A 21,403-nucleotide genomic window follows, 5' to 3' on the forward strand; every position below is an offset into this window, starting at 1 on the left:
TATTTAACTTTAGCCAGAGGAAACCTTTCCCCCTGCCTTTAGAAAAACGCGTAGCGTCTTTTTTTCTATTTTGTTGCCTTATTGTCATTTATTTTCAGCCTTCAAATAAAACACATCTGACTGAAAATCGCCATGACGTTCCGCAAACGCGTGATTAGCACCATTAAACTCCGTCTTCAACGGCACACCCCGGTTCATCAGTTCATCCCCAAAATAACTTTCTTCGGCAACCGCTTTTTCCTCAGTAACATTCAAAGCTGTCACAGCATAAGACGTTGATTCCTTCAAATGCGATAACCTTAACGTCTGGTTTTTCGGCGGATTAGGAATCGCAAGCACTTTGTAATACCCAACGAGTGCTTCCGAACGATCTTCGTTCACAATCATCCAGGCTGTCTCATTACCCTCAAATGGACTTTTAATACGAATAAACTCACCCTTACGAATTAATTGACGATACTCTTTAAAAAATCTAATTTGGTTTTTGACAATCTTTTTCTCTTCCTCACTTAGCTGCAGAGGATCCAATTCATACCCGAACGTCCCAAAGTAAGCAACATTTCCCCGAGTAGTTAATGAGGCCGATCTGCTAGTTTGATGATTCGGAGCTGCGGAAACGTGGGACCCCATACTGTTGATAGGGTACACAAGAGAAGTCCCATACTGAATTTTCAACCGTTCGACAGCATCTGTATCATCACTCGTCCAAGCTTGTGGCGCGTAATAAAGCATGCCTGGATCGAACCTGCCTCCACCACCTGCACAAGACTCAAACAATACATGCGGGTAGGCACTAGTTAATCGGTCATACAATTTATAGACCCCTAAAATATAACGGTGATAAAACTCTCCTTGTTGACTAATAGCAAGCGAAGAAGAGTATGCTTCGGTGATATTTCGATTCATGTCCCACTTTATATACGTCAATTTAGTATCTTCTATAATAGAAGCCATTCTCTCGAAAATATAGTCAACGACTTCTTCCCGACTAAAATCCAGTATAAGCTGATTCCTGCCGTATGATGGAACTCTTTCAGGTGTTTGTATAATCCAATCGGGGTGAGTTTTCATTAATTCACTTTCCTTGCTCACCATTTCCGGCTCAAACCATAATCCAAATTCAAGTCCCATTTCCCTGATTTTCTGTGCTAACGAATGTAACCCATTAGGGAGCTTCCGCTTATCTACAAACCAATCTCCAAGAGAACTAGTGTCATCATCCCGTCTACCAAACCAGCCATCATCTAAAACAAACAATTCAATGCCTAACGTCTGACCTTCTTGAGCAATATCTAAAAGTTTTGTTTCATTAAAATCAAAGTATGTCGCTTCCCAATTGTTTAACATCACTGGTCTGTCACGATCCTGCCAATAGCCTTTTATCAAATGCTTGCGATACAAGTCGTGAAAGGCAGCGCTCATTCCATTTAATCCTCTATCAGAGTAAACCATCACTACTTCAGGTGTTTGGAAAACACTTTTAGGCTTCAACTCCCATTTGAAGTTAAATGGATGAATTCCCATCGTCACTCGTGCGACGTCATAATGGTCTACCTCGACCTGTGCCAGAAAATTACTACTGTACACAAGATTAAACCCCATGACTTCCCCACTTACTTCCGTTGCCGATGGATCCGTTAAAGCAAGAAAAGGATTTTGCGCATGAGAGCTGGCCCCGCGTAAACTAGAGACAGCTTGGATCCCACTTTCTAACTTCCGCTTCTTCACATGGCGTTCTCTCGACCATGCACCTGAAAGCTGAACCATTTCATAATTGCTTTCAGGCAGGTCAAGACTAAGGCTCATCAGTCGCTTCACGTCTACTTTCTCTTTCCCCTTATTCTCCAGCTCCGTTGACCTTGTGATAACTGGTTTTCCTGTAAAAATAGTGTACGAAAGCCTTAACTCCGTTTGTATCTTCTCATCCCAGAGTGTCACAACAAGTGTTTGTGCCTCTTCCTCTTTTGTGACGTACGTAGAAGGCAAACCTTGTAAAGGCTTTTTACCAGAATAAATCTCATACGATTGATAGTTAAAATCACTGATGGTCGAACCATCTCTATTTTCCAAACTTATTGCCGGCTCACGGAAATCTGTCGTTCCAAAGGATGGATACTCCTGATTACTCGTTTCCAAACTAAAAGCAGGATCATCTGCGAACGGATGAGCAGTATTAGGAGTCGGCACGTGATACGGCTGCATATGAGAAAAACTTTTTTTATGTGTCAATGCTTTCCCATAATACAAATGACCAAGTTGACCATTTTTCATCACGTGAAAAATATAGCTCACGTGTCCATTTGATAAATGAAACTCTTTGCTGTCGTTGTTGACTTGAATCATGACGCCACCCCTAACCTAAATCAGCCTGTTTAACAAACGATATGTCTTTTGATGCAGAACCTTCTAGTTCTAAAATTTGAACCGTATTTGCTCCTTTTTTCAATAAAGGACCTGGTAAATATAGTGTTTTTTGCGGACCGATTTCCCAGTACCTTCCTAAATTAAAACCATTCACAAATACATTGCCTTTTTTCCAGCCTTCGAGCTTTACAAAGGTATCACCAGGTTCATTCACATGTAATACACCTTCGAAAAACTGTGGGAAACGCTGATCTTCTTTTTTAGAAAAATCAAGCTCAAAGTCTTCTAACTCGATGGCATACATTTCCCAATCAAACATAAATTGATTGTTAATCCACAAGTTTTCCTCGATTCCCTTTCGATCTTTCAAGTGTTTCCCATAGTTAACCCGTCCCATGTTTTCAACAAATATCTCAAGTGTATTCGTCTCTTCAGGAAAATCAAAACTTATCTCTTTTTCAGCGTCGTTACGATAGTAGGTTTTTACATATTCTCCGTTAATGTAAATAAAACCTCGATCTCTCATCGGCTCTAAATCAATCTTATACGTTCCCTTACCAGAGATGATTGTTCGATAAAGTACATAACCATACGACTGATCTAACCCCTCCATACTAAGAGGCGTTTTATGTTTGACATATCTACCGACAGTCGATAACGTATCAAACAGACTCACAGATTTACTCATCGTAATACTTGACTCCTTCAATAAAACAGGAGAAGCTGACTTTTCAGCAGGTACCGATTGTCCCTTAAAGCCATGTAGTACCTTTTGTACTTCCCGGTATTTATCAGTGATTTCACCAGATTCCGTTAACAAGGAATCGTAATCGTAGCTAGTAATTGTTGGATCATACGTTTCGTATCGATTGGCGCCATTGTAAAAATGAAAGTTTGTGCCTCCATGGAACATAAAGAAATTCATGGACCCACCAGCATACAACATTTCCTGAAGGACGTCTGCCGTGTTATCGGCCGTTCGCGTGTGATGATCGTTTCCCCAACTATCAAACCAACCAATCCAAAATTCAGCACAAAATTTCGGGCTTCCCGGCTTAAATTCGTCCAGCAATCCATACGCTTCTTTTACTTTAGATCCAAAATTTAATGTCGTTAAAACATCAGGCAAGGATCCGTCCTTAATCATATCCGGTCCATCGGACGTAAATAACAGGACATCAATTCCTTTTTCAAGATACAACTGCTTATTTTCCTCAAGATATTCTTTGTCGTTCCCATATGCTCCATATTCATTTTCGATTTGCATCGCAATTACCGGACCACCATTGGAAATTTGTAAAGGTGCCAGTTTTGGCAACAGCATATCAAAATAGTCTTTGAGGTGTCTCATATAATCTTCATTGACACAACGGACTTCCATGTTTTTATCCTTCAAGAGCCAGGCAGGCAAACCACCAAACTCCCATTCTGCACAAATGTATGGCGATGGCCTTACGATCACATACAATCCTTTTTCAGCTGCTAATTGAATAAATCTTTCAACGTCTGCCATTCCTTCAAAACGGAAGTCCCCCTTTTTAGGCTCATGGAAGTTCCATGGAATATACGTTTCTACTGTGTTAAATCCACATTGTTTCAATTTATCTAACCGGTCCTCCCAGTACTCAGGTACTACTCGAAAGTAATGAATACTACCTGATAGTATACGGAAGGGCTCTCCGTGGAGCATAAATTGCTCGCCTTTTGTTGTTAACATCGTGTTATACATCCTTTCTACTTCACCGCACTGCCAAGCATTCCAGAAATAAAATGTTTTTGCAGTACTAAGAAGAAAATCATAATTGGAATTGTTGCGATGGAAATACCCATCATCATTTGCCCATAATCCGTATAGGAAACCCCACTAAGTGTGGAAAGTGCTACAGGGAACGTGTACATATCAGCTGTTCTGATCGCAACTAGCGGCCACATAAAGTTATTCCATTGGTACATGAACAAAAAGATAGATGTTGCAGCAAGGGCTGGTTTCATCGATGGAAGAACAATTTTCATGAATATTTTAAACTCCCCAGCTCCATCTAATCTTGCTGACTCCAATAACTCTGATGGAAATGCTAAGAAATTCTGTCTCATTAAAAAGATTGCAAATGGATAACAAAGCTGTGGTGCAATAAGTGCAAAGTACGTATTTAATAAATTATAATTCGCCATCATTTGAAACAAAGGGATGAGTGTTGCCTGATATGGAATCATCATCGAAAGAAGAAAGATTGTAAAAATTACGTTTCTGCCTTTGAACTCAAACTTAGCAAATGCATACGCTGCTGTAGCACTGACAACTAACGCTAAAACAACATAGAGCCCTGAGACGAATAAGGAATTGAATAAAACTCTTCCTATGCCAACTGTCTCATCCAAATTCATTAAATTTGTCATGAATTGGTCGCCAGGTATTAATGTTGGCGGACTCGTAAACATTTTATCCGAACTATTCGTAGAGCCAACGAGCATCCAATAGAACGGAAAAACAGAAATCACTAAAAAGATCGAAAGAAGAAGGTACATGCCAATTTTTCCAAATGTCTTTTTTGTTTTTATGGACTGTCTCATTATTTATCACCCGTAAATTTAAATTGGACGTAGGATAAGATAGCAACTAACATAACAACTACGTATGCTATCGCACTACCATAACTGAAATCAAAGTACTCAAATCCGTTTTCATAAATATACAAACCTAGTGTCATGGTCGCATTTCCTGGACCCCCGCTTGTTAAGTTAAACGGTTCATCAAACAATTGCAAAGTTCCAATTGTTGATAAGATACCTGCGAATAGAATAATAGGTTTTAAACTAGGAACTGTAATAGAAAAGAACTGGCGGATTTTCCCTGCACCATCAATCGATGCGGCTTCGTACATTTCCTCAGGTATATTCTGTAATGCAGCAAGGAAAATGATCATATTATATCCTGTCCATCTCCAAGTCATAGCCATCACAATCGAAAACTTGGCCCAAAATGAATCGGAAAGCCATGGAATCGCATCAATACCAACATAGCTTAATATTTCATTAAAGAGACCATTATTTTGAAGCATGATAGAGAATAGTAACGAGTATGCTACTAACGATGTCACTGCCGGTAAAAAGAAAGAAACTCTGAAAAACCCTTTTAAGCGCAGCAACTGACTATTTAATACGGATGCCAAAATCATAGCAAGAATAAGCATGATTGGCACTTGGAATATAAAAATAAAAAAAGTATTACTTAATGCCGTCCAAAAGATTGAATCTCCCATCAGGCGAGTATAGTTATCAAGTCCAGCAAAAGTATACGTACCACCCTCGTAGGTTTGAAAGCTTAAATAGAGAGAAGCAAGTATTGGATATAAAGTAAAAATCGCAAATAATATCACTGCTGGAGCTATAAAGAAGTAAGGTACGCGTTTTGTTTGATCCACCATTATTAACCCAGCTTTCTCATCAACCAAATGATGTTAGTAATAGAAAAAATATGCCTAAGCTTGCAAAATTGCATGTATTTTTTATGAAAGGCGAGTCAAGTGACCACAATACATGATCACTGACTCACCTAAATAACCCTATTTCTATTTAATTCTGTTTTCCAATCGCTCTTGGGCATTTTGAAGTGCTTCTTCAACGTCCATACCACCGACAACTTCTGCTTGAGCTGTTTCTGCTTCATCTCGAGCAATCGCATAGTCTCCAGTGTAATTTGCAAAAGGAATATCATTCATCATACCTGCAAACATCTCCCAGATTGGTTGATCCGCAAAGTATGGATGAGGCTCCGTGAAGACTTCATTTTCATAGATCGTATTTAAAGATGGGAATAATCCACCTTCCATTGCAGCTAACTGTACCTCTTCGGAAGTAGAAAAGAATTCCATGAATTCATACGCTAAATCCGGATTTTCAGTATTAGCTGAAATCATGTAATTACTTCCACCTAAGTTTGCAGCACGATTACCGCCTTCTTCCATTGCTGGTAATGGCATAACTCCCCATTTCCCTTCTAACTCTGGTGCTTGCGCTATTAATGAACCAGTAAGCCACGCACCTGTAGGAGCAGTTGCAACGTCTCCGTTTGCTAATCCACCAAGCCATGCATCCCATCCAACAAGGTTTTCATTTAGTCCTTCTTCGTCCAGTCGCGCCACAACATCCATTGCCTTGACTGATTCCTCGGAATTCAAATTGATATTGTTTTCCTCATCAAAGTAGAAAGTTCCTTGCTGGTTTAACATAATACGATATGTTCCATCATCATTGTTTACATCAATACCTGTTATCGCAACATCTAGTTCGTCACGCAATGTATGACCTGCCTCGATGAAGTCATCCCATGTTTCAATGCTGTCTACATCAATTCCTGCTTCTTCAAACAAATCAACTCTATAGAATACTCCAGCAGGGCCCGCATCAAATGGAACACCATACATGTCACCATCTAAAGATAATAGTTCTGTTTTGAATTCCGGAAATTTTTCTCCGTGTTCTTCTTCAAAACCATACTCTGATAAATTCATAAATGAATCAGGGAAAGAATTCAAGTACCCTTGCAAGCGATCGTCTTCCACAAGCATGATATCTGGTAATCCTTCTCCGTTAGCTTGTAATCCAGTCGTAATTTGCTGATAAACATCTGGTGTACCTGTTTCAACAATATCTAATTCGAATCCGGGATTTTCTTCTGCAAATAATTCCGCCGCTTCCTCTAGGACGGGAATATTGATATTCCATGCCCAGGCTGTTAACGTTTGAGTTTCTTCCCCTCCACCGTTATCTCCTGCAGCATTATTACCTCCGTTATTGCCGCCATCATTTCCACTACAGCCCGCTAATGCAAGTGCTGTAACACCTAAAAACAAACCAATTTTCTTCATTTTTTAATTGCCCCTTTCTAAATTTAACGGGTAAATGTAAACCCTTTCTTTATAATATACTCGTTAGTAAAGCAAGTCAATACATTTTAGTAAATTGTTTACTAAATACTTTTTCTGGAGTTTTACTTCAGAGAAAAGCACGGTTTTTGCTTGTTATAACCTTGTCACAAATATATCTTTAGATAGTATAACCACAGATGCTAAATTGAAATAGAAAGAGCACCGAAAAGGTCAATGATGACTTCCAGCGCTCTTCCTTATTGGCATCTAGTTTTTCTATTTCTAACCTTATCTAATAACAAGTCGATCAAAAGGTATCCGACCCTTGTTTTTGCGAAATTCTCCTGGAGGTATTCCGACAGTTTTTCGAAAGGCTTTGTTGAAATAATTATCATTTGCATAGCCAACATTGACTGCAATATCCTTCATTGTTAACTCTGTTTGGACTAATAACTCCAATGATTTTTCCATCCGTTTTTTCGTCAAGTACTGTCCTGGTGTCATATCAGTCACTTCTTTGAATCGCTTAATGAAATAATACCTGGACATATTTGCAGCATCTGCGACTTCCTCCATGGATAAGGGAAGAGCATAATTTTTGTTCATATAATTAATCGCACCTGTAATGTTTTCCGGAATTTGCTCCGGAGATTTCACTTGTTTAAAATAACGATAAACTTCCATAAGAAAAGAGTAAGCTTGAGAGGAAGAAAAATACGAATCTACTAAGTCTTTGTCTATTGCTTGCTTGTAGATCTCAAAAAATTTATCTACTAATTCTGAGTTTCTTGCAATGTTCAGGACACGACCATGCCTACTTGTAATATTGCCCCAGCATTCCGACGCAACATCCCCTTTTAGCGTCAAATAGAAAAACTCCCATTCCTTGCTTGTTGAAGGAAGAAAATAGCGATGTCTGCTAGGTATTTCCACCATAAAAGCCTGCCCCTCCTTTAATCCATGTGTCTTGCCATTTATAGTGAGAGCTCCTTCACCGGAAAGAGTGTACTGAAACACAAAATTACGCTTCTCCTTTCTCTCTAATCCATGCCAATTATAATCCTCAGATTTCGTTTTTTCCATGCCAATTACCGAAATATCCACCGCTGTTTCCAGATTTTCGTTAGAGCGGAATCCAATACTTTCATAAGGTAAACCTTCATACGTGTCAAAAAACAATATCTTACCATCCTCTCATATTATATTACCATTGCAGGTGTTACCTTTCCTGTTTATTCTTAATATATAGGGATTCACTTTATTTTTCAATGAGAAATTCAAAACAACAATTTACCAAGGGGAGATGTTAGAATGTCAAAAATAACTTTTATTGGAGCAGGGAGCACCATTTTCGCAAAAAATGTGTTAGGAGATTGCATGTTTGTCTCAGCTCTCGAAGGTTTCGAATTCGCACTGCATGATATAAACGAGAAACGACTCAAAGAATCTGAGCAAATGTTACTTAATTTAGCAAAACAATATAATCCATCAATTACGATCACGGCAACATTAGATAGAAAAGAAGCCCTGACAAATGCAAAATACGTCATCAATGCGATTCAAGTTGGCGGGTATGAACCTAGTACCGTCATTGACTTTGAGATTCCCAAAAAATACGGACTTCGTCAAACGATCGGGGATACAATCGGAATTGGGGGGATATTTCGAACACTGCGAACCATTCCTGCTATGCTGGACATTGCAAATGATATGGAGGAAGTTTGTCCCGAGGCTTGGCTTTTAAATTACACGAATCCAATGGCTACATTAACAGGATTCATGCTTCGCTACACGAATATTAAAACAATTGGACTTTGCCATAGTGTTCAGATTTGTACGGACCATTTGTTCAAGGCCCTCGATCTGGATCATGAGGGAATTGACGAGAAAATTGCTGGAATTAACCATATGGCTTGGTTACTGGAAGTTAAAAAGGATGGAAAAGATCTTTATCCTGAAATCAAACAGCGTGCTAAGGTAAAACAAGCTGAAAAGCACGAGGATATGGTCCGCTTTGAACTCATGGACAAATTTGGCTATTATGTCACTGAGTCTTCGGAACATAATGCAGAATACCATCCATATTTTATCAAGAAGAACTATCCTGAACTGATTGATCGGCTCAATATTCCATTAGATGAGTACCCACGCCGATGTATCAAACAAATTAATGATTGGGAAAAGATGCGAGAAAGCATGATCAAGGATACGCAACTTTCTCATGAACGATCATTGGAATATGGTTCTCGTATTATCGAAGCAATGGAAACAAATGAACCGTTTAAATTCGGCGGGAACGTCCTTAACGATGGAGGGTTGATTTCAAATCTTTCTAGAAAAGCTGTAGTTGAAGTTCCTTGTGTTGCTGATCGAAATGGTATTATCCCTGGCTATATCGGAGAACTTCCGGAACAACTCGCCGCTTTAAATAGAACAAATATTAATACACAACTGTTAACCATCGAAGCTGCAGTCTCTTTGAAAAAAGCACATATTTATCAGGCTGCGATGCTCGATCCTCATACGAGTGCAGAACTGTCGTTGGATGACATTATTGCCATGTGTGATGAACTTATCGAAGCCCATGGCGACTGGTTACCGGAATATAAGTAAATTAGCTGAACCTAAAGGCATTGGAAAAGACAAATTTAACCTCATCAAGTTCATTCTCAACGGTTACCCATCTACAAAAAGATCCGCACCTTAAATGAAAGGTGCGGATCTTTTCAAGCTTATCTAACGCAGGGTTGGTTGCCAAATATATCTCAGTTTTGCTAATCTAGTCTAATCGCTGTTTGTTTTCATAATCTAATTGGACACGACTAGCTGTAGCGTGTTTCTGATCTAAGTATTTCCCTTGATACGGTGTCGCTTCTTGGTCAACTTCTGCAAGCACAAGCTGACAAATTCGCCGGTTTACATCTAATTCAATCGGCAGTCGGTTCGCATTGAAAAGTTCCAAAGTAATACGTCCGCGAAAACCAGGATCTACCCAACCTGCATTTTGAATAAACAATCCTAATCGACCGATAGAGCTTCTTCCTTCTACAAATGCAGTTAACGAAGGCGGAATTTCAATGTATTCCTTTGTTGTAGCGAGAAGGAAAGATTGTGGTGGTATGACAATAGAGCCTCTTTCTCCTACATCGATTTCACGATATGCAGCTTCCGACGTCAACGAAAGCTTCGTACTTAAATGATCGTCAATGACTAAGAAATGGTGTCCTAAACGTAAATCAACTGAGGCTGGTTGAATTTGCTCAGGGGTCATTGGTTCGATCACCACTGCCCCTTCTTTTATTTTTTCCGAAATGGTCTTTCCGCTTAAAATCATTGCTCCATACCTCCCTTTTTTAGTACCTATACTTATTATCAGTTTATCATGAAAAGTCAGATAATGAATGATTAAAAGGACAAGCGTATGGGGTATTGTCGCATGCAATTTAGAAGAAATATGATTTCCCCTAAGGAAGTGGAAGCATTTCCACCGAAAAGCAGCAGCGACCGGATTTTTGTTCTTGTGTTCGAAGGGAAACAACAATATCTAGGTCCAAATGAGGTATCGGTGACACTCGGCATGTAGGCCGACCTCGAGTGTCACTAAAGACATCACATAGTGACAATCCGAGGAGAAGTGATGCTCCTAGTGTCGTTAAACACGGGAGATGGGTCTACTCAATCTGACACGAGCACATGAGTGTCACCATATTTTCTTTTAAAATTTACGATTTATGATGACCGAAATGAGACTGCAGCGCTACCCGCATACAAAAAAAAAGGATTGAAAAAGTTTACTACACTTTTCCAATCCTTTTCCTCTAATAATATTCTTTTAAAGCAGTTACTAGTTCATTTACATACTGATCCTGATTGTTACGAAGCTTGTTAAGATCGGAAGAATTAGACATAAACCCTAACTCTACCAACACCGAAGGCATCCTAGTGCTTCTAATGACTTGCAGACTCATTTCCCTCGCTCCACGATTTCTGAGGTTCAATCCATTGGCCAATCGCGTTTGAATTACTTGAGCAAGTCTAGCACTTTCATCTCCAGCATAAGAGCGATTATACAATACTTCGACCCCATTAGGACCCGAATCATGCCATGAATTTCCATGAAGACTGATAAATACATCTGCCCCGGATTGATTTGCTTGATTTACTCGATTAGAAAGTGAAATATACGTATCATTAGTTCTACTCGTAACGACCTTTGCTCCTTCTTTCTCAAGAGCATACTTTAACTTATTTGAAACACTGAGTGCGATCGTTTTTTCATGGATATTCCCAATTGCAACCGCACCTGGGTCATTTCCCCCGTGACCAGGATCCAAAAAGATCGTTTTGCCACTCAAACTACCATTGCCACTACTTCCTGATGCCGAAGTGGAAGTCTTCACATAGGATCCATGAATAAACCCATCATTATTTCCTACCTTAATTTTAAACCATGAGCCGCTTTTCTCATACAGATCCACTTTCGTACCGCGGCTTAATTTGCTTATTATTTTCCCACTCGTTGATGCCGATGCTCTCACGTTCAAATTATTCACGGTGATTTCTCCGCTTCCTATCTGCGACGCTGGTGTATTGTTTCCGGAACCTGAACTTGATCCTCCACTTGAAGCCGTTGTTTTTTTCACATAGGAACTGTGAACAAATCCATAACTACTTCCTACCTTAACTTTATACCATTGGCCGCTCTTCGCGTACAGATCCACTTTCGTACCGCGACTTAAGCTACTTATAACTTTTCCACTCGTTGATGCCGATGCTCTCACATTCAAATTACTCGCGGTGATTTCTCCGCTTTCTATCTGCGACGCTGGTGTATTGCTTCCAGAACCTGAACTTGATCCTCCACTTGAAGCCGTTGTTTTTTTCACATAGGAACCGTGAACAAATCCATAACTACTTCCTACCTTAACTTTATACCATTGGCCGCTCTTCGCGTACAGATCCACTTTCGTACCGCGACTTAAGCTACTTATAACTTTTCCACTCGTTGATGCCGATGCTCTCACATTCAAATTACTCGCGGTGATTTCTCCCGTTCCTAGAGTCGAAGCTTGAGTCTCGCCACCGGAACTTGATCCTTCGCTTGAATTTAGTTTGTTCACATAAGAACTATGAACAAAACCTTTTACGTTATAATAGGAGATCCTATACCAATCTCCTGTTTTAGTCACTATAGTGACCTTATTGCCCTTTTTAAGACTGCCTACAACTTTTGAGCTTGTACTTGCTTTTTCTCTTACATTAAGCGAACTAGCCGTGATTTCACCTTTGTCGTTTGAATTTGCATATGTATCATTGCTGCCTTCTTGATTGTATAATAACGATGTAAAGATGATCACAAGAGATAAAGTAATCATGAGTAACTTTTTCATTCATCAACCTCCTCCCAATCTATGAATCAACCAAAACTTAAAAAATACTTCCAAATCGTGTCTAGTAATGTTGCTAAACCAAATAAAAACACACCCGCACAGGCAAAACTGATGGGAGAGCCCCAACGTATTTCCTTCATACATAATCCTCCAACAAATATTTTTTGTAAGTCTTTTAAAATTACCACAATTTTCTTTATAAATACATAGTCTTTTCCGACAAAGTTTACCAAAAAACAAGAAAAAAAGTAACATCTTGAATTTACACAAGATGTTACTTTCATTCAGTTACTCAGCAAGCTTACTATAAAATTTATTCGTTAAATCAACGACATAACCACTTCCACCTTTGTCTTGCACATCTTTTACCATGATTGTTGTTAACAGATCTTCCTCTTCTGTATCAAAGCTGACGAACCAACCGATTTGTTCCCCTTCTTCATCTGATTGATCCATTTTAAGTTCAGCAGTCCCTGTTTTTCCCGCAAGAGACCTGTCATGTCCGGGATTTGCACGGTTTGCTGTGCCATTACTATTTTGGACCACCTCTACTAACGTATCTCTAACGGTAGAAATCGTCTCAGAGGAAGCAATTGCTTCTTGGAATAGCTTCTCCTCTGTTTCCTGGAACAGCTTTGGCTGAACGATGGCCCCGTCATTAAGAAAAACAGTATACAATGCTACCATATGAATGGGTGACGCTTGAACCTGGCCTTGACCATAGCCTGTATCTGCAAGAAGGATTTCTGTATCGAATCCTTCATTCGTTAACGTCGAATGGTAGAGCGGGAAGTCAAATGGAAACTCTTCTCCAAACCCATATCGTTCTCCCCATGCTTCAAATGAATCTCCCCCCAGCCTTAATGCTTGTTGGGCAAAATAAATATTGTCCGACAGAGTCATAGCTGTGGTTAAGTCAATATTTGTCTCTCTGTCATTAACGCGAGTGACTTTATAGCCGCCCCATCCGCTGTCTTCGGGTTGCCACTGAAGTCCCTCAATCGTTAATTTTTCCGTTGGGTCCAGTTGTCCTTCTTCTAATCCGGCAATGGCTGTGAATGGTTTGAAAATGGAGCCAGGCGAATAGGTATGCTGAAAACGTTTTTCAAATAGGACAGCTGTATCTTCAAGATTTTCGGCTCTTGGGTCTGACAATTGCAAATAACGAAGATTTGAATCAAACGCAGGTTCACTGACCATTGCCAATACTTCTCCTGTTTTCGGATGCATGACCACGCCTGCTCCAGTATCTTCCCCGAGTGTCTCGGCCATTTTCCGCTGCATCACCACATCCAAAGTCAGGTGAATATCCTCTCCATCTACTTCAGGTTGATCTCCAATAAATTCCCTTGTCTCACCGTCCTCCGTCTCAATCGTTACACTGACTCCAGCTGTCCCTTTTAATCGCTCTTCATAAATATCTTCTAGTCCATCTTTCCCTAGATAAGAAGTGGTTGTATAGCCTTCTCCTTCATATTCCTCTAACTCTTCGGCGGTAATTGGACCGGTATATCCAATTATATGTCCTGTAATATCACCGTGTGGATAGACCCGTCCCTCCACTTTATCAAGAAGTATTCCATCTACTTCCGCAAGAAGTTCTTCCGATCGTTCATCTGTCATTGCCAATCGTTGAATAGATGCCGGCCAATCCGGGTGATCGGGAAATCGATTTGCAAGATTAATCGTTTGTTCCTCATCCAAATCCATAATTTCAGCAAAAGTAATGGCAGATTCCTCCACATCATCAGATATCTCCGGCACAATCTCTCCCGAATAAACCTCGCCATTTATTGCCAATCCTTCTCCATTCCTATCGAAGATCTCTCCTCTTATCGGATCTAGAATATCAATATTGACTACATCTGATATTTCTTGAATCCCAATCATCATATGACTTGGATCCCAAGCAACTTCCCACTCCTTTATTTCTTCTTTGTTTTCGGTGATTCGCGTTACTCTGCTTACATCGACTTCTATATTGGAGTTGAGTTCGCCAATGATCGAGTCCATTGACACCTGAACAGGATACGTTATTTGTTCTTCTTCCTCCAAGTCAATCTCTTCCTCTTCAAAATTTCTTGCTTCAAAATTCAATTCAATATTTTCGATACCCATATCAGCGTACATTTTTTCGTACCTTTCCTCAAAACTCCATTCTTCATTTGCTATCATTTGCTTCGACTCTTCTCCAATGACGTCTAACATTTCTGTGAAAGATTCACTTTCCCAAGCCGTAAGGTAGTCTTCCAACGGTTCTTCCGGATGCATTTCTTCTTCATTTGCACATCCGAATAACATAGCTCCCATTACTGAAAAAACGATAAGTATGCCTAATCTATTCATTGATTTCCCCCACATTTATCTGGATTCCTCCGCCATAATTACCATATTTAAGTAATACAATTTTATCACGTTTAAGAGGTCATTTCCATGAATCTTAGGTGGATTTTTTGAATATTTAATTTGATACTTCGCACAGCAAAAAAAGTTGAATGAAGGAGAACCCCTCATTTCAACCTTCAGCATGAATCACCGCCTTCGCTTTTTCGAATTTCTCCGTTTACGAAAGCGACTAAAACAATGCTAGTTTTTCAATTCGCTTCACTGCTTCTAATAGTCGGCTTTCTTCCGTCAAAAGACCCACTCGGATATATCCTTCTCCATACTCACCAAATCCATTACCGGGTGCCACTACGACATGAGCTTTTTCCAGGAGAAGGTCAGCAAACTCTTCTGATTTGAATCCATTTGGAATCGGGAGCCAAGCAAAAAAACTACCTTTTGGCGCTTCTGCTTTCCAGCCAATAGCATGAATTGCCGTCATAAACGCATCCCGTCTCTTTTCGTATGTTTCCCTAATTGTCTCTATAGCTTCTTCGGGTTCCTGCAAAGCATGAGCCGCTGCCTCTTGTATGGCACCGAATATGCTGACGTACATGTGATCTTGAATGAGATTCAAACTTTCAATTACCGATGGATTGCCTACTGCAAAAGCAATTCTCCAGCCAGCCATGTTAAACGTTTTCGACAGCGTATACATTTCAACACCGATATCTTTGGCCCCTTCCGACGCAAGAAAACTTGGCGGTTTTTCGCCATCGAATCCAAGTGCGCCATAAGCGAAATCGTGGACCACACAAATATGATGTTTCTTCGCAATTTCAACCGTCTCATCAAAAAATGAAGGAGTAGCAACTCCAGCAGTCGGATTATTTGGATAATTTAGAAACATCAGCTTAGCTTTATCAAGCGTTGCTGCATCTATATCTCCGTAATCAGGTAAAAAATCGTGTTCCTGAGTTAAGGGCATCGTCTCAATTTTTGCATGAGACAGAGCCATTCCGGAAAGGTAATCCGGATATCCCGGATCAGGAAGTAACGCGACATCCCCATTATTTAATAAACATTGGCTAATCTCTACTAAACCTGTTTTTGCCCCAAATAAAATAGCAACTTCTGTTTCAGGATCTAGGTCTACATTATATTCTCGTTTATAAAAGTCACATACAGCCTCTTTTAAAAAGGGTTGTCCTCGAAACGGGGAATACTTATGGTAATTTGGATTATCAGCTGCTTGTTTAAGCCTATCGACAATATGTTGCGGTGTTGGTTGATCAGGATTACCCTGTCCTAGATTAATAATGTCGTGCCCTTCATTCGCAAGACTCTGAACCTTTTTCACTAACTTCGCAAAAAACTGTTCAGGTAATCTATTCAATGCTTCCGAGGTTTCAAAGTTTCGTGTCATATGTATTGGAGTGCCTCCATTCATTATTACGTATTTGCCTAAAGGTGTTTTTGAAATAGTGTTGCTTTTAAAAGAGTTTAAGGAACAACCGTCTATTACCTAAACATAGAATATCATAAAAGATCATCTAACGAGGTCTAAACTAATTTTTCCGGTGTATAAGCTGCTCGTGTCGATTTACATGTCTAAAAAGCGTAGTATGAGGGAAGAAGATGTTATACAAGAATTGTTGAGAAGAGGAGTAGATAAGATGGGATTAAAACTAGCTTTGATCCAAATGAATATTGCTTTCGGCGAACCAAAAATAAATTACCGGACGGTAGAAAAAAGAGTCACAGAAGCAGTGAAAGAGAAAGTCGATGTGATCGTATTACCAGAGCTTTGGACAACAGGATATGACTTAAGCCGGTTAGCTGAAATTGCTGACCCCGGTGCGAAAGAAGCGATTCATTTCCTTTCCACACTGGCGAAGAAACACCGTACGAATATCGTCGCTGGTTCTGTTGCTAAACAAACAGAAAAAGGCACAACGAATACGATGCTTATGTTCAATCGAGATGGTAAGCTTGTGAAAGAATATAGTAAAGCACATTTGTTTCGTTTAATGAATGAAGAAAAATACTTGGTCCAAGGTGAAGAGGATGGACTGTTCGAATTAGAAGGAGAACCATGTGCCGGAGTTATTTGCTATGACATCCGATTTCCTGACTGGATTCGCACACATATGGTCGGTACTGGTCAGCAGCCAAAAGTGCTTTATGTCGTTGCGGAATGGCCTAAGAAACGGATCGACCATTGGCGCGCCTTGCTAATCAGCAGAGCCATTGAAAATCAATGCTATGTGATTGCCTGCAACCGGGTGGGGTCAGACCCCAATAATGAATTCGGCGGGCATTCCATGGTCATCGGTCCTTGGGGAGAAGTCATTTCTGAAGCACAAGAAGAAGAGACCATTTTATATAAAGAAATCGACATGAAGGCGGTAGATATAGTACGTGAAGAAATTCCCGTTTTTGAAGATCGACGACCAGCCATGTATCGTGTTTAATATAAGAAAAACGCGTAGCGTCTTTTATTAAATACAGCATTAGCTTCCGCAGGAGTCTGTCGGATTATCTCGCCTATGCTCTCGTTTTCGACGTGCTACTTTTGTAGGTGCTACTCCAGTAGCACCTACCTTTTTTATCGACTTTCAAACTCTCTTATTCTTGCCTATACTCTCGTTTTCGATGTGCTACTTTTGTAGGTGCTACTCCGGTAGCACCTACCTCTTTTTTCGACTTTCAAACTCTCTTATTCTCGCCTATGCTCTCGTTTTCGATGCGCTACTTTTGTAGGTGCTACTCCGGTAGCAATGTTTTCTGCGACGAGTAACCGCAGGAGCACCTACCTTTTTTATCAACTTCCAAACCCTCTTAATCTCACCTATACTCTCGTTTTCGACGTACTACTTTTGTGGGTGCTACTCGAATGAAGGGTGGGCTTCCCTTGATACTTGCGGCGTGAAGGTAGCTGCCAATTTTATAAATTCCTACCTTGCGAAAAAGAGGGAATCAACTAGCTTATTTAGCAATTGATTCCCTCTTTTTGCTGTGCGCGACTAGCAATATGTCTTTCCCCTTATAACGTACGGTAAATAAAATACATTTTTTTGAAAAATAGCCAGAAAATTCACTGACATTCTAGGTCTAACGATGTATAATAAATAAGTCACCATTTATAATAGTCAGAATATTCCATTATACAGTTATTTAAGAATTATTTACGCTAGGGAGGAACGTCCATGCCAATAAAAAATCAAAGACTTGTTTGGGTAATTTGGTTTACAATTTTTACACCTTTTCTTATATATTCCTTTTCTTCAAAGAGTGAGGTATTAGTGAACAATTGGCCAGACATTCTCGTGTTCCTTATTCTAATGCTCATAGCTTCCTTATTTCCTATTAAATTTTTCAATACACCTTTCATGCCTATTCAAGGTGTATCCTTAACATTATTTTTATTCTTTGGCATGGTCATCGAAGCACTGGTCATTCAAATAGCTATTTTCAGTATGTTATTAAGAGTCCGTGTTCCGAAAGAGGATGCTTACCGCTTTCCTCTCAATTCCCTCATATTCATTGGGACTTCTTTTGGGGCAGGATCATTATTTTACCTCACCGGTGGTACAGTTCCGATAAACGAAACCAATTCCATTTACAGTATGATTCTTCCCATCATTGTGTATGTTAGTAGCTACTTTTTATTAAATAACTACCTTATTTACATTCTAAAAAATACATTATCAACTGTAAAAATACCTAAATTTTTTAACCGAGCATTATTATTGCAAGCTTTAACCACTGTTCTCGTCGTTCCTGTCGGAATAACGCTAACCGTTTCTTACCATTGGTCAGGGTACCTAGCCATTATACTAGTCGGTATTCCAATTATTGCTTTCTTTATTATTTTACAGCTATACAATCGAAGTAGACGTGATGCTCGGCTACTTGAAAAAGTCAGTCAGTTTGGTCACAACATTAATGATACATCTACAATTAATGATATTTTGCTATTATTCTCCCAAAGCTGCCGTTCTATTTTCTCTTCGGAAAATATACTTCTATATGAAAGACAAAAAAATGGAAAACTTCACAGAATCAATGTTCCGTCTGAATTGCCCGAAGAGATGACATCGATTACTTTTCAAGATGGAGTCACTCTCGAAGTTTTTAATACAAAAAAGTCGCTTTTGTTTCACTCAAAAAACGCTTGGAAACATTTAGACCCTTTGAAAGAATTAACAGATACCCAATCTATATTATCTGTACCCGTATATCGCAAGCAAGTGGCTGGAATCATCACCTTAACCTCTTCTAAACCAAGAGTGTTTGGAAAAGTAGACTTACGCTTATTGGAGATAATGGGGAATTATACTGTCGTTGCATTACAAAATATTCGTCAGTTAGAACAAACGAAACAGGAAAGCATTATGTGTTCTTTAACTAAGATTTATAATTTCCGCTATTTTGATACACTTTTAAAGGAACAATACAATCAAGACTCTTTAATGTATTCGATGATTTTAATTGACTTAGATCATTTTAAACGAATCAATGATGCATACGGGCATTATAGTGGAAATAAAGTATTGAAAGAAGTCGCTTCCATTTTACGGGATTTAGTAGGAAACAAGGGTGTCCTGGCGAGGTATGGTGGCGAAGAATTTGTTATTTTGTTAGATGGACAGAACTCTCTAAATTCCACAGGTCTTGCAAATACGATAAGAGAAAAACTGGAAAATCATATTTTTTATGTAACAGAAGATTTATCCGATGGAAAAGATGCTGATATCTGCATCACTGCAAGTATTGGGGTCGCCACCAAGGAAGAACCAAGCCAGTCCCCTTTGTCAGTGCTTCGCAACGCAGACCGGGCTATGTATACCGGTGCGAAGGAACAAGGGCGAAATAAAGTCGCAGTATATGCCAGTGCATCATTCTAATAGAAAGAGTGGGAACATCATCAAGCAGTTTAGTTATCACTCATCCATTGTGTTCCTCTCTTCTATTTTATGTTTATGTATCTAACCGAACAAAATAAGGTTTACGGCTGCTACAGCAACAAATACAGCAGCTATTTTCTTAACATCCTCTTGTGAAACAAACGTGAAACAATAAATTCCAATGCGCGAACCTATAATAACGGTAACAACCCCTACAAAAAAGTACACAAGGAAACTCCCGGTAAAGTCTCCGTTTAATGCGTGAGAACCGATAGTGAAAAGACTTGTCAAAACGAAAGTTGCTTGTAAATTAGCACTGTATGCATATTTATCCTTACTAAAAATTAGCATCATAAAGAAAACAAAAAAAGGTCCTCCTACAGCAAAGACACCGCCTACTAATCCTCCAAAAAAACCAAGGACCACTGGTAACCAAGTCTCATTGATCACTTTTGTATCTTTTGGAGCTTTACTAGTAAACAAATAGATAACTACTCCGATAAGAAAGATTCCCAGTAGATTTTTCAAGAAGTCCATTTCTCCAAATCTATCAAGAACAAAAAAACCACATAATCTGCCTGTTAAAGCCGCTACTAACAAAATTTTTATTTTTTTCCATTGTATATGTTTATACATTTGCGCCACGATGCTTAGAGCGGTAATCAGTGCTAAAGATACTACCAACAATGTGCTCTCCTTAATCGTAAAAATAAAGGGAAGAAAACTCATAGCGATAATCCCGAAACCAAATCCGCTTACTCCCTGAATGAAGCTGCCGATAAATAAAATGATAAAAATTAGAAAAAGTTCTGTAAGCATGGAATGCAATCCTCTCAAAAACCGATATGTATTAATAAAAATGGCATAGCCGTCTTTATTATTCGAACCAAATTACATCATACACGAAAAACTTCGGCATACGAAATGAACAGTCCCTTTTTTGATTTATCTTTATATTATTTGCAAGTCACATAAATGACGACAACGAAAAATTGAGTTATCATGGAAGCAAAGAGGAGGAATAATACTATGACTATAGCTAAAGAATTAAGAGGGTACTTTTTATCACACCGTACGATCACGAACGAATTAATTAATAAAATAGACAAAGAACACTATAATTACCGACCAACTGAAACGTCTATGTCTGCTCAAAAATTGGTTCTTCATATGCTAACATCTTTCTATTCCATTACATCAGCTGCAGCAAAGCAACAACCAAAACAGCTTCATGATGCGACTGCAACCGATCTAAATTTATCTGAGCTCGCTAAAACCTATACCGAGGAGACTTTGACACTTTTAGATTCAATATCTGATGAAGGCTTTTCTGAAATCATTGATCTTTCGGATACTATGGGAATGAAATTACCTGCTAAGGCAGTTATCCATGCAGCTATCGACCATGAAATTAATCACAAAGGAAATTTATTTATCTACGTGAGAGAAATGGGACACACTGATTTACCGATGTTTGTTTTCAAAGGATAGTAAAATGCAATGAACAAAATCGCTTCATTTATTAAATGCCAAGGGCACTGAAAAG

At 39.2% G+C, this 21,403-nt stretch carries 16 protein-coding genes; 5 read left to right on the top strand and 11 right to left on the bottom strand.

Going from position 1 to position 21,403, the window contains the following annotated elements:
* Window positions 1-84 precede the first annotated feature (84 nt).
* The 6 genes from ACHABW_RS12650 to ACHABW_RS12675 form a co-directional block, all read right to left on the bottom strand.
* A complete protein-coding gene (locus ACHABW_RS12650) occupies window positions 85-2,343 on the bottom strand; it encodes an alpha-galactosidase (RefSeq protein WP_435755646.1) in 2,259 nt (752 codons plus the stop codon).
* A gap of 10 nt (window positions 2,344-2,353) precedes the next feature.
* A complete protein-coding gene (locus tag ACHABW_RS12655; protein WP_435755647.1) occupies window positions 2,354-4,081 on the bottom strand; it encodes a beta-galactosidase in 1,728 nt (575 codons plus the stop codon).
* A gap of 17 nt (window positions 4,082-4,098) precedes the next feature.
* Complete coding sequence (locus tag ACHABW_RS12660; RefSeq protein WP_435755648.1) at window positions 4,099-4,935, bottom strand: carbohydrate ABC transporter permease; 837 nt, start codon at window positions 4,933-4,935, stop codon at window positions 4,099-4,101.
* Complete coding sequence (locus ACHABW_RS12665; RefSeq protein ID WP_407690429.1) at window positions 4,935-5,789, bottom strand: carbohydrate ABC transporter permease; 855 nt, start codon at window positions 5,787-5,789, stop codon at window positions 4,935-4,937. Before ACHABW_RS12665 ends, ACHABW_RS12660 begins: the two co-directional genes overlap by 1 nt.
* A 144-nt stretch (window positions 5,790-5,933) precedes the next feature.
* Window positions 5,934-7,232, bottom strand: a complete 1,299-nt coding sequence (locus ACHABW_RS12670; protein ID WP_435755649.1) for an ABC transporter substrate-binding protein — start codon at window positions 7,230-7,232, stop codon at window positions 5,934-5,936.
* Window positions 7,233-7,520: 288 nt separating this feature from the next.
* Window positions 7,521-8,411, bottom strand: coding sequence for an AraC family transcriptional regulator (locus tag ACHABW_RS12675; protein ID WP_435755650.1), 891 nt, complete (start codon window positions 8,409-8,411; stop codon window positions 7,521-7,523).
* Window positions 8,412-8,543: 132 nt separating this feature from the next.
* On the opposite strand from ACHABW_RS12675, the gene ACHABW_RS12680 reads away from it, so the two are divergent.
* A complete protein-coding gene (locus ACHABW_RS12680) occupies window positions 8,544-9,845 on the top strand; it encodes an alpha-glucosidase/alpha-galactosidase (protein WP_435755651.1) in 1,302 nt (433 codons plus the stop codon).
* Between the two features lie 166 nt (window positions 9,846-10,011).
* Here ACHABW_RS12680 and dcd read toward each other — a convergent pair whose 3' ends face one another.
* Window positions 10,012-10,566, bottom strand: coding sequence for a dCTP deaminase (gene dcd, locus ACHABW_RS12685; protein WP_110938642.1), 555 nt, complete (start codon window positions 10,564-10,566; stop codon window positions 10,012-10,014).
* A 102-nt stretch (window positions 10,567-10,668) separates the two neighbouring features.
* Here dcd and ACHABW_RS12690 point away from each other — a divergent pair, with 102 nt between their 5' ends.
* Entirely contained in the window at window positions 10,669-10,815 is a 147-nt protein-coding gene (locus ACHABW_RS12690) for a hypothetical protein (protein ID WP_435755652.1), read from the top strand.
* 235 nt (window positions 10,816-11,050) lie between these two features.
* On the opposite strand, the gene ACHABW_RS12695 is transcribed toward ACHABW_RS12690, so the two are convergent.
* The 3 genes from ACHABW_RS12695 to ACHABW_RS12705 form a co-directional block, all read right to left on the bottom strand.
* Entirely contained in the window at window positions 11,051-12,622 is a 1,572-nt protein-coding gene (locus ACHABW_RS12695) for an SH3 domain-containing protein (protein ID WP_435755653.1), read from the bottom strand.
* Window positions 12,623-12,910: 288 nt separating this feature from the next.
* Window positions 12,911-14,968 (bottom strand): penicillin-binding transpeptidase domain-containing protein, encoded by a 2,058-nt coding sequence (locus ACHABW_RS12700; RefSeq protein ID WP_435755654.1) that lies wholly within the window; start codon window positions 14,966-14,968, stop codon window positions 12,911-12,913.
* A 229-nt stretch (window positions 14,969-15,197) separates the two neighbouring features.
* On the bottom strand, window positions 15,198-16,373 hold the full coding sequence (locus ACHABW_RS12705; protein WP_435755655.1) for a pyridoxal phosphate-dependent aminotransferase: 1,176 nt from the start codon (window positions 16,371-16,373) through the stop codon (window positions 15,198-15,200).
* A gap of 250 nt (window positions 16,374-16,623) precedes the next feature.
* Here ACHABW_RS12705 and ACHABW_RS12710 point away from each other — a divergent pair, with 250 nt between their 5' ends.
* Complete coding sequence (locus tag ACHABW_RS12710; protein WP_435755656.1) at window positions 16,624-17,421, top strand: carbon-nitrogen family hydrolase; 798 nt, start codon at window positions 16,624-16,626, stop codon at window positions 17,419-17,421.
* A 735-nt stretch (window positions 17,422-18,156) separates the two neighbouring features.
* Window positions 18,157-19,857: a sensor domain-containing diguanylate cyclase gene (locus ACHABW_RS12715; protein WP_435755657.1), complete on the top strand. Its 1,701-nt coding sequence runs from the start codon at window positions 18,157-18,159 to the stop codon at window positions 19,855-19,857.
* 81 nt (window positions 19,858-19,938) lie between these two features.
* On the opposite strand, the gene ACHABW_RS12720 is transcribed toward ACHABW_RS12715, so the two are convergent.
* Window positions 19,939-20,676, bottom strand: coding sequence for a sulfite exporter TauE/SafE family protein (locus ACHABW_RS12720; RefSeq protein WP_435755658.1), 738 nt, complete (start codon window positions 20,674-20,676; stop codon window positions 19,939-19,941).
* Between the two features lie 210 nt (window positions 20,677-20,886).
* Here ACHABW_RS12720 and ACHABW_RS12725 point away from each other — a divergent pair, with 210 nt between their 5' ends.
* The gene (locus ACHABW_RS12725; protein ID WP_435755659.1) at window positions 20,887-21,348 is read left to right on the top strand and encodes a DinB family protein; all 462 of its coding nucleotides are present in this window, start codon (window positions 20,887-20,889) and stop codon (window positions 21,346-21,348) included.
* Window positions 21,349-21,403 lie beyond the last annotated feature (55 nt).

Source organism: Salipaludibacillus sp. CF4.18, from assembly GCF_051262595.1.
In the GTDB taxonomy this organism is placed as follows: domain Bacteria; phylum Bacillota; class Bacilli; order Bacillales; family Salisediminibacteriaceae; genus Salipaludibacillus; species Salipaludibacillus neizhouensis.

Coding starts and splice junctions, on each gene's coding strand:
- ACHABW_RS12665 (WP_407690429.1), bottom strand. CDS start 5,789: ATGGTGGATCAAACAAAACGCGTACCTTACTTCTTTATAGCTCCAGCA.
- ACHABW_RS12725 (WP_435755659.1), top strand. CDS start 20,887: ATGACTATAGCTAAAGAATTAAGAGGGTACTTTTTATCACACCGTACG.
- ACHABW_RS12700 (WP_435755654.1), bottom strand. CDS start 14,968: ATGAATAGATTAGGCATACTTATCGTTTTTTCAGTAATGGGAGCTATG.
- ACHABW_RS12650 (WP_435755646.1), bottom strand. CDS start 2,343: ATGATTCAAGTCAACAACGACAGCAAAGAGTTTCATTTATCAAATGGA.
- ACHABW_RS12715 (WP_435755657.1), top strand. CDS start 18,157: ATGCCAATAAAAAATCAAAGACTTGTTTGGGTAATTTGGTTTACAATT.
- ACHABW_RS12670 (WP_435755649.1), bottom strand. CDS start 7,232: ATGAAGAAAATTGGTTTGTTTTTAGGTGTTACAGCACTTGCATTAGCG.
- ACHABW_RS12710 (WP_435755656.1), top strand. CDS start 16,624: ATGGGATTAAAACTAGCTTTGATCCAAATGAATATTGCTTTCGGCGAA.
- ACHABW_RS12690 (WP_435755652.1), top strand. CDS start 10,669: ATGCAATTTAGAAGAAATATGATTTCCCCTAAGGAAGTGGAAGCATTT.
- ACHABW_RS12680 (WP_435755651.1), top strand. CDS start 8,544: ATGTCAAAAATAACTTTTATTGGAGCAGGGAGCACCATTTTCGCAAAA.
- ACHABW_RS12660 (WP_435755648.1), bottom strand. CDS start 4,935: ATGAGACAGTCCATAAAAACAAAAAAGACATTTGGAAAAATTGGCATG.
- ACHABW_RS12720 (WP_435755658.1), bottom strand. CDS start 20,676: ATGCTTACAGAACTTTTTCTAATTTTTATCATTTTATTTATCGGCAGC.
- ACHABW_RS12695 (WP_435755653.1), bottom strand. CDS start 12,622: ATGAAAAAGTTACTCATGATTACTTTATCTCTTGTGATCATCTTTACA.
- ACHABW_RS12705 (WP_435755655.1), bottom strand. CDS start 16,373: ATGACACGAAACTTTGAAACCTCGGAAGCATTGAATAGATTACCTGAA.
- dcd (WP_110938642.1), bottom strand. CDS start 10,566: ATGATTTTAAGCGGAAAGACCATTTCGGAAAAAATAAAAGAAGGGGCA.
- ACHABW_RS12655 (WP_435755647.1), bottom strand. CDS start 4,081: ATGTTAACAACAAAAGGCGAGCAATTTATGCTCCACGGAGAGCCCTTC.